The 7,810-nt window shown below is 74.3% G+C and carries 8 protein-coding genes and 1 pseudogene; 4 read left to right on the top strand and 5 right to left on the bottom strand.

What is annotated here, in order from left to right:
- A pseudogene (locus F8274_RS28990) lies at positions 1–191 on the top strand (GNAT family N-acetyltransferase); the annotation flags it as partial.
- Positions 192–233: 42 nt separating this feature from the next.
- Here F8274_RS28990 and F8274_RS28985 read toward each other — a convergent pair.
- Entirely contained in the window at positions 234–1,217 is a 984-nt protein-coding gene (locus tag F8274_RS28985) for an aldo/keto reductase (RefSeq protein ID WP_151465537.1), read from the bottom strand.
- A gap of 63 nt (positions 1,218–1,280) precedes the next feature.
- Complete coding sequence (locus F8274_RS28980; protein ID WP_151465536.1) at positions 1,281–2,030, bottom strand: SDR family oxidoreductase; 750 nt, start codon at positions 2,028–2,030, stop codon at positions 1,281–1,283.
- A gap of 102 nt (positions 2,031–2,132) precedes the next feature.
- On the opposite strand from F8274_RS28980, the gene F8274_RS28975 reads away from it, so the two are divergent.
- Complete coding sequence (locus tag F8274_RS28975) at positions 2,133–2,969, top strand: helix-turn-helix transcriptional regulator (protein WP_151465535.1); 837 nt, start codon at positions 2,133–2,135, stop codon at positions 2,967–2,969.
- Between the two features lie 45 nt (positions 2,970–3,014).
- On the opposite strand, the gene F8274_RS28970 is transcribed toward F8274_RS28975, so the two are convergent.
- Both F8274_RS28970 and F8274_RS28965 read right to left on the bottom strand, forming a co-directional pair.
- Positions 3,015–3,869 (bottom strand): aldo/keto reductase, encoded by an 855-nt coding sequence (locus F8274_RS28970; protein ID WP_151465534.1) that lies wholly within the window; start codon positions 3,867–3,869, stop codon positions 3,015–3,017.
- A 142-nt stretch (positions 3,870–4,011) separates the two neighbouring features.
- Positions 4,012–4,998, bottom strand: coding sequence for a LysR family transcriptional regulator (locus F8274_RS28965; RefSeq protein WP_151465533.1), 987 nt, complete (start codon positions 4,996–4,998; stop codon positions 4,012–4,014).
- 48 nt (positions 4,999–5,046) lie between these two features.
- Between F8274_RS28965 and F8274_RS28960 the strand changes: the two genes are divergently transcribed.
- Both F8274_RS28960 and F8274_RS28955 read left to right on the top strand, forming a co-directional pair.
- A complete protein-coding gene (locus tag F8274_RS28960) occupies positions 5,047–5,928 on the top strand; it encodes a serine hydrolase (protein ID WP_151465532.1) in 882 nt (293 codons plus the stop codon).
- Between the two features lie 154 nt (positions 5,929–6,082).
- Positions 6,083–7,063, top strand: coding sequence for an MBL fold metallo-hydrolase (locus tag F8274_RS28955; protein WP_151465531.1), 981 nt, complete (start codon positions 6,083–6,085; stop codon positions 7,061–7,063).
- A gap of 45 nt (positions 7,064–7,108) precedes the next feature.
- Here the strand turns inward: F8274_RS28955 and F8274_RS28950 are convergent, their stop codons facing one another.
- Positions 7,109–7,648 carry a DUF1697 domain-containing protein gene (locus F8274_RS28950; RefSeq protein ID WP_151465530.1) on the bottom strand — a complete coding sequence of 180 codons (540 nt, stop codon included), beginning with the start codon at positions 7,646–7,648 and terminating at the stop codon, positions 7,109–7,111.
- Between the last annotated feature and the right edge of the window lie 162 nt (positions 7,649–7,810).

Raw genomic sequence — 7,810 nt, 5'->3', positions numbered from 1 at the left:
GCGCGCTCATCGCGGAGGCCGCGGCGCACGGCGACCGGCGTTTCGCCCACGCCTACCCGGCGGTGGACCACCCGGCGTCGAACGCGGTGTGCCGCAAGGCCGGGTTCACGCTGCTCGGCGAGACGGAGTTCGAGTACCCGCCGGGGCACCTCATGCGCTCCAACGACTGGCGCGTGGAGCTGACCGGGTGACAGACGGCGGGGCGGGCCGCCCGGCCCGCCCCGCCGCGCGCGTCAGCGGGCCGTGTCCAGGCGGGTCCGCTGCTCGGGGGTCAGCTCCAGCTCGACCGCCGCGAGGCTCTCCTCCAGTTGCGCGACCGAGGAGAAGCCGACCAGCGGGATCGCCGGCACGTCCCCGCCCAGCAACCAGGCGAGCACCACCTGGTTGACGGTCGCCCCGGTCTCGTCGGCGACCGCGCGCAGCGCCGCGAGCCGGGCCGGGGTGCTCGGCAGGGTGTAATCCTCGCCGAGCCGTTCCGGCTTCGCGTAGGCGCCCTTGAGCAGCGGCGAGTACGCCACCAGGGTGAGCTGCGGCTCGGCCCGCAGGTAGCTGGCCAGGTCCGGGCCCACCCAGCCGACGTCGCCGTCCGGGTCCAGCTCGCTCGGCAGGTCCGGCCGCCGGGGCAGGTAGCTGCGGTGGTACTGGAGCACCTCGTACCCGGGCAGGCCGGCCGCGGCGGCGAGCGCCCGCGCCCGCTCGACCCGCCAGGCGCGGTGGTTGCTCGCGCCGAGCAGCCCGACGGTGCCCTCGGCGACCAGCTCCGCGAAGCCCTCCACGGTCTCCTGCAGCGGCACGGCCCGGTCCTCGATGTGCGCGTAGAGCAGGTCGAGCTTCTCCACGCCGAGCCGTTCCCGGCTGCGCTCGGCCGACTCGCGGATCACCTTGGCGGACAGGCCCTCGGCGTTGTCCAGGTAGCTGGTGCCCGGGGCGAGGGGACGGGCGCCGAGCTTGGTGGCGATGGCCACCTCGTTGCCGACGCCGCGGCTGCGCCGCCAGCGGCCGAGCAGCTCCTCGCTCTCCCCGCCCTGGCCGCCGTTGTGCCAGAACGCGTAGTTGTCCGAGGTGTCGATGAACGTGCCGCCGGCCTCGACGTACCGGTCGAGGATCGCGTACGAGGTGGCCTCGTCGGTGGCGGTGCCGAAGAGCATCGCGCCGAGGCTGAGCAAGCTGACCTGGCGCCGGGTGGCCGGGTCGGTGCCGATGGTGCGGTAACGCATGGGTTCCTCCCCGTCGAAACGTTGCCACCACCCTCCACCTTCGAGTGCGCGCGAAGTCAAACCTCACCAGGGGAGCACCCCGTAGCCGCCGCCGGCGTCCATCTGGTAGCCCCAGAGCAGGCCGCTCGGCCCGTCCGCCGGCAGCGTGGCCAGGTGCACGCTCACCTCGGCGCCCTCCTCGGGGGTGCGGAAGCCGCTGTGGTGGTTGAGGTCCGTCGCGCAGTAGCCGGGGTTGGCGGCGTTCACCTTGATCGGGGTGTCCCGCAGCTCCTTGGCGTACATGGCGGTGACCATGTTCAGCGCGGTCTTCGAGGACGGGTAGGGGATCGAGGTCAGCGGGAACAGGGCGCCCTCCGGGTCGGTCATCACCGCGATCGAGCCGACCTCGCTGGAAACGTTGACGATCCGGGCGGCCGGCGCCCGGCGCAGCAGCGGCAGCAGCGCGTTGGTCACCGCGACCACGCCGAACACGTTCGTCTCGTACACCTCGCGCAGCGTGTCGAGGGTGGTTTCGCTGGGCAGCCCGGCGCCGTCGGCCCGGATGATGCCGGCGTTGTTGACCAGCACGTCCAGGTGGCCGTGCTCGCGCTCGACCAGCTCGGCCGCGGCGGCGACCGACGCCGCGTCGGTGACCTCCAGCGGCACGAAGCGGGCGTCCGCCCCCTCGGCGCGCAGTTTGTCGGCCGCCTCCCGGCCCCGCGCGGCGTCCCGCGCGCCGACCAGCACGGTCATCCCGCGCGCGCCGAGCTGCCGTGCGGTGGCCAGGCCGATTCCCTTGTTGGCCCCGGTGACCAGGGCGATCGTCGTCGTCATGCCGTCGAGGCTGCCGCGGGTCGCGGGTTGGCGGGAGAGGCCCGCCGAGGCTGGTACCGGCGGTACCAGCCTCGGCGGCCGGCGGTGCGGCAGGCTGGGGGCATGAGCACACTGCGCCGCGACGAGCTGGCGGGGTTCCTGCGCACCCGCCGGGCCCGGTTGCGCCCCGCCGTGGTCGGCCTCCCCGAGGGGGTACGCCGCCGCACGCCGGGCCTGCGCCGCCAGGAGGTCGCCCAGCTCGCCGGGATGTCCATCGACTACTACATCCGGCTGGAGCAGGGGCGCGGACCGCACCCGTCCCGGCAGGTGCTCGCCGCGCTGGCCCGGGCGCTGCTGCTCAGCCGGGACGAGTGGGCGTACCTGTTCCGGGTCGCCGGGGAGAGCCCGCCGGACGCCACCGGACCCGGCCGGGAGGTGTCGCCCGGCCTGCGGCACCTGCTCGACGCGATGTCGGAGACACCCGCCTACCTGGTCGACGCCGCGTACGAGATTCTGGCCTGGAACCGGCTGGCCGCCTGGTTCGTCGGTGACCTGTCGACGGTGCCGGCAGGCGAGCGCAGCATGGTGCGCTGGATGTTCGGCCGGGAGGTGCCGGAATCGCACTGGGCCGATCCCGAGGTGCTGCGCTTCGCCCGGACCACCGTGGCGGACCTGCGGGCCGCGTATGGCCGTTACCCGGCCGACCCGGCGCTGGCCGCGCTGGTCACCGAGCTGCTCGGGCTGTCCCCGCGGTTCGCCGCGCTCTGGGCCGAGCACGAGGTGGGGGAGCGGCGCCCGACCGTCAAGCGGGTCGCCCACCCGGAGCTGGGTCCGCTGGAGTTCGAATGCCGGGTGCTGCACGTGCCGGAGACCGACCAGCGGCTGATCGTCTATGTCCCCGAGCCGGGGTCGCCGACGCAGTCCGCGTTCCGCCGGGTCGCCGAGCGGGTCGGCTCCTGAGCCCGCGGCCGGGGCCGGCAGCCCGGCCCCCGGTCGCGGTGCGGCTCAGTCGGGCACGTAGTCGAAGGTGTCCGGGTTGGGGCCCTGCCGGCCCGCCTCGCCCTTGTCCAGGCCGTTGAGCCGGTCCATGGACGCGTCGTCCAGCGCGAAGTCGAAGATCCGGAAGTTCTCCTCGATCCGGCTCGGCGTGGTCGACTTCGGGAAGACGATGTCGCCGCGCTGCACGTGCCAGCGCAGCACCACCTGGGCCGGGGTCCGCCCGACCTCCTCGGCGATGTCGACGACGGTCGGGTCGTCCAGCACCTTGCCCTGGGCGATCGGCGACCACGCCTCGGTGAGGATGTTGTGCGCCTTGCCGTAGGCGCGCACCTCCTCGTTGGCGAAGTAGGGGTGCACCTCGATCTGGTTCACCGCCGGCGTGATCTCCGCCTCGGCGGCCAGCCGCTCCAGGTGGGCCACCTGGAAGTTGGACACGCCGATCGACCGGACCCGACCGTCGCGCTGCAACTCCTCCAGCACGCGCCAGGTCGACACGAAGTCGCCGTCGTAGCGGGTCGGCAGCGGCCAGTGGATGAGGAACAGGTCGAGGTAGTCGAACTTCAGCTCGGTGAGGGTCGACTCGAACGCCTTACGGGCGTCGTCCGGGCGGTGGAAGGCGTTGCTCAGCTTGCTGGTGACGAAGACCTCGCTCCGGTCCAGCCCGGAGGTGCGCACGGCCTGCCCGACCTCGGCCTCGTTGCCGTACATCTCCGCCGTGTCGATGTGGCGGTAGCCGATCTCCAGCGCCGTGCTGACGGCCTGGACGGTGTCCTTCGGCTCGATCTGGAAGACCCCGAAGCCGAGCTGCGGGATGGTGTTGCCGTCGTTGAGCGAGATGTCGGGAACGCTGTTCGGGGCCATGAAGCCTCATCTCCGATCGTCTGGGGTGCCCGGGGAACGCTTCCACGCGCGGCGCCGGGCCTTTGCCACCCAGCTTCTCTACCCGCTCGACCCGGCTCGTCACGGCCGCCGTCGGGGTGATCTGCGCCGCCATCGGCCCCGTTCAGCCCGCCTGCGGCTGCTCACCGGGGTCCTGGCCGGCCTCGAAGAGCACCGGCCAGGGCCGGGCGGCCGACGCGAGCGCCGCGGTCGCCGGTGGCGGCTCAGCGGCGGCCAGCACCTCGGCGGCGAGCTGCCCGAACATCGGGGCGGCGGGGTGCCCGGCCCGCGCCGGCCAGGCCGCCGAGGTCCGCCTGACCAGCGGCGCGTCGACCAGCGGTCGCCAGGCGATCCGCGGCTCGCGGCGGGCCACCGGCTCCGGTTCCAGGGCGACCGCGCCGCCGGCCAGCAGCAGTCCGAACAGGAATTCCGGGTTGCGGGCGGGCCGGACCCGGGCCGGCGCGAAGCCGTGCCGCCGGCAGACCGCCAGCAGGTGCCCGTGCCAGCCGGGCGCGGTGGCCGGCGGCGCGGTGATCAGGTCCAAACCGGCCAGGTCGGCCAGCTTCACCTCGCGGGCCCGGGCCGCCGGAGCGGCCCGGGGCAGCAGCACCCCGACCGGCGCGTCCACGGCGGGGCCGAAACGCAGCCCGGCCTCCTCCACCGGGTGGTGCAGCAGGCCCACGTCGAGCCGCCCCTCGGCCAGCATCCGGCGCTGCTCGGCGCTGGTCAGCTCGTGCAGGTCCAGGTCGAGTCCGGGCGCCCGCGCGGCGAGACCGTCGAGCAGCGCCCGCAGCGTCACGGCCGGGGTCTCCGGGGGTACGCCGGCGCGCAGCACCCCGAGCGCGCCACGGCGGACCTGGTCGACCAGGTTGCGCAGGCGGCGCTCCCCGGCGAGCAGCTCGTCGGCCTCGCCGAGCAGGAGCTGGCCGGCCGTGGTGAGCCGGACCTGGCGCCCCGACCGGTCGAACAGGGTGGCGCCCAGCTCGCGCTCCAGCCGCTGGATCGACTGGCTCAGCGGCGGCTGCGCCATGCCCAGCACCTCGGCCGCCCGCCCGAAGTGCAGCTCCCGGGCCACCACCACGAAGTGCCGCAGGTGTCGCAGCAGGTCCACGACGGGCACCCTACGCCCGCCCCGGTCGCCACTGGTTAGCGTGTCGGGGTGAGCGGGGAGCGGATCGGGGAGATCTTCCGGCGGGCCGGGATCAGCGGCTGCCTGCACGTCGAGGACGTCGACGCGCCGGGGCGGGAGGTGACCCTGCGGGCCGACGAGCAGGTGGTGATCGCCTCCGTGTTCAAGATCCTGCTGGTGCTGGAGTTCGCCCGGCAGGCCGTCGCCGGCCAGCTCGACCCGGTCGAGCGGGTGCTGGTGGGCGCCGCCGACCGGCTCGGCGGCTGGGGCGTCGCCGGCTGCGCCGACGACGTGGAGGTGTCCCTGCGCGACCTGGCCTACTTCGCCATGTCGGTCAGCGACAACACCGCCGCCGACCTGCTGCTGCGCCGGGTCGGCCCGGACGTGCTGCCGATGCTCGCCGCCGAGCTGGACCTGCCGCGTACCCGGATCGTCGGCGGCCCGCGCCAGCTGGTCGAGACGATGCTCGCCGACGTGGGCGCCCGCACCGAGGCCGACTTCGCCCGGATCTTCCCCACGCTGCCGCCGGAGCGGGTCCGGGCCATGCGGGTGTTCGACCCCGAGCACACCACCTCCAGCACGGCCCGGGAGATGACCCGGCTGCTCGGCCTGATCTGGCGGGACGAGGCGGGGCCGCCGGCCGCCTGCGCGATGGTCCGCGAGCTGATGGCCCGGCAGCTCTTCTGGACCCGGCTGGCCGCCGGCTTCCCGCCCGGCGTCCGGGTCGCCGGGAAGACCGGCACCCTGCCCGGCCTGCACCTGGAGGCCGGGGTCGTCGAGTATCCCGACGGTGGCCGGTACGCGGTCGCGATCTACGCCCGCACCGAGCGGCTCAGCACCCGCCGGATCGACGTGGACCTGGCCATGGGCGAGGCCGCCCGGGCCGCCGTCGAGGCGCTGCGCGCCGGCTGATTTCCCCCGCCGAGCCGGCCGCACCAACTGCCGTGACCTGTGGTGATATCGGAACGGGTATCGAGCCTTCCGCCGGCCGATCTTGGACACCGGCGGGCGGCCGGTGGTGGGGTGGGCGGACCGATCAACCTGTCCCGCACGGGGAGGACACTTCATGCTCGACAAACGGCCCTACGACCGCCGCCGGTTCCTACGCGACGCCGCCGTCGGCACCGCCGCCGTGTCGACCGCCGGCCTGGTCGCCGGCGCATCCGCCGCGCCGGCCCAGGCCGCCCCGGCCGCCGCAGCCGGGCCCCGGCGCTCCGGCGCGGTCAGCTTCCGCTGGTGGGGTACGTCCGGCTGGCGGATCGACATCGGCGACCGGACGGTGCTGGTCGACCCGTACCTGAGCCGCTACGACACCGGCCTGTTCACCGGCGCGTTCGACGAGAACACCCCGCTGACGGTGGACACCACCGTCGTGGACGGGCTCGTGGACCGGGCCGAGAACATCCTGGTCACGCACACCCACTGGGACCACTTCAACGACGTCCCCCACATCGCCGGGCGCACCGGCGCCCGGGTCGTCGGCACGCTGACCGCCTACCACCTCGGGCTGGCGTACGGGCTGCCGGGCGGGCAGCTCGCGCCGGTGCGGGGCGGCGAGGTGCTGGACTTCGGCGCGTACACGGTCGAGGTGGTCAGCTCGCTGCACAGCCGCAACGCCGCCTGGTCGATGGCCTTCCCCGGGGTGCGGGTCACCCGCCCGCCGAGGCCGGAGAAGATCTCCGACCTGCCCGAGGGCGACACCCTGGCGTACCAGCTCCGCGTCGACGGCGGCCCGTCGGTGTTCTTCATGGGGGCGAGCGACTTCACCGAGCGCAACCTGGCCGGGCTGGCCCCCGACGTGGCGATGGTGGCCTCCGCCGCGACCACGTCGACCGCCGACTACGTGCCCCGGCTGATGGCCGCCCTCGACCACCCGAAGGTCGTCGTGCCGGTGCACTGGGACAACTTCGAGACGCCGCTGACCAACCCGCCGACCGTCGCGCCGAACGACCGCAAGCGCCTCGACGACCTGATCGCCGCGGTGCGGAAGGCGTCGCCGCGCAGCCGCGTGCTGGTGCCGGAGTACCACACGGCGTACCACTTCTGAGGACCGGTCGCGGAGGGGCCGGACCACGGGGGCCCGCCCCTCCGCTCAACCGGCGCTGAGGTCGCGCAGCGCCAGCACCGACTTCCAGTTCCGGGTGGTCGCCACCACGCCGAGCTTCTTCTCCAGGTGGGCGTTGGTGAACTTCGTCCGCCCGTAGCCGCCGTCGGGGAAGTGCAGGTGCACCTCGCGGCCGTCAACCGCGAACTCCAGGTTCTCCCCGGCCGGCGCGGCCAGCTCCTTGACGCGGGCCGGGCTCGGCGCGGCCGAGAGGAAGGCCACCAGCATCCGGGTCGGGTCGTCCTGCTTCCCGGCGTACGGGCTGGCCGCGGCGACCGCCGCCAGCTCGTCGCCGCTGCGCACCAGCACCGGCACGCGCAGGTCCAGCTCGTCGGCGAGCCGGCGGGCGATGCCCTCGGCCAGGAGGTCGTCCTTCGTCGGCGGGCTGCTGAAGACCACGTTGCCGCTCTGGAGGTAGGTCTTGACGTCGGAGTGGCCGAGGTCGGTGACGATGCGACGCAGGTCGGCCATGGCCAGCCGGGTGCTGCCGACGTTGACGCCCCGCAGCAGGGCGGCGTAGCGGGTCATCCGGTGCTCCTCGCGTCGACGGCGCTCGTCGCCCCAGCCTAGGGCCGCGGGCAACTCCCGGTCCCCGGCCAGGCCGTGACGCGGGCGTCACCATCACGAGCGTCTTTCACATGAACGCCCTTCACCGGCGTCCGGGTCGTGGTTGATTCGGCGGGACCCGAC

The sequence above is a fragment of the Micromonospora sp. AMSO31t genome (genome assembly GCF_008868175.1).
Lineage (GTDB): Bacteria > Actinomycetota > Actinomycetes > Mycobacteriales > Micromonosporaceae > Micromonospora.
Note: the sequence above shows the minus strand (reverse complement) of the source record. Positions and strands in the feature narration are given on the sequence as shown.

Coding starts and splice junctions, on each gene's coding strand:
- F8274_RS28955 (WP_151465531.1), top strand. CDS start 6,083: ATGCTCGACAAACGGCCCTACGACCGCCGCCGGTTCCTACGCGACGCC.
- F8274_RS28985 (WP_151465537.1), bottom strand. CDS start 1,217: ATGCGTTACCGCACCATCGGCACCGACCCGGCCACCCGGCGCCAGGTC.
- F8274_RS28975 (WP_151465535.1), top strand. CDS start 2,133: ATGAGCACACTGCGCCGCGACGAGCTGGCGGGGTTCCTGCGCACCCGC.
- F8274_RS28980 (WP_151465536.1), bottom strand. CDS start 2,030: ATGACGACGACGATCGCCCTGGTCACCGGGGCCAACAAGGGAATCGGC.
- F8274_RS28950 (WP_151465530.1), bottom strand. CDS start 7,648: ATGACCCGCTACGCCGCCCTGCTGCGGGGCGTCAACGTCGGCAGCACC.
- F8274_RS28970 (WP_151465534.1), bottom strand. CDS start 3,869: ATGGCCCCGAACAGCGTTCCCGACATCTCGCTCAACGACGGCAACACC.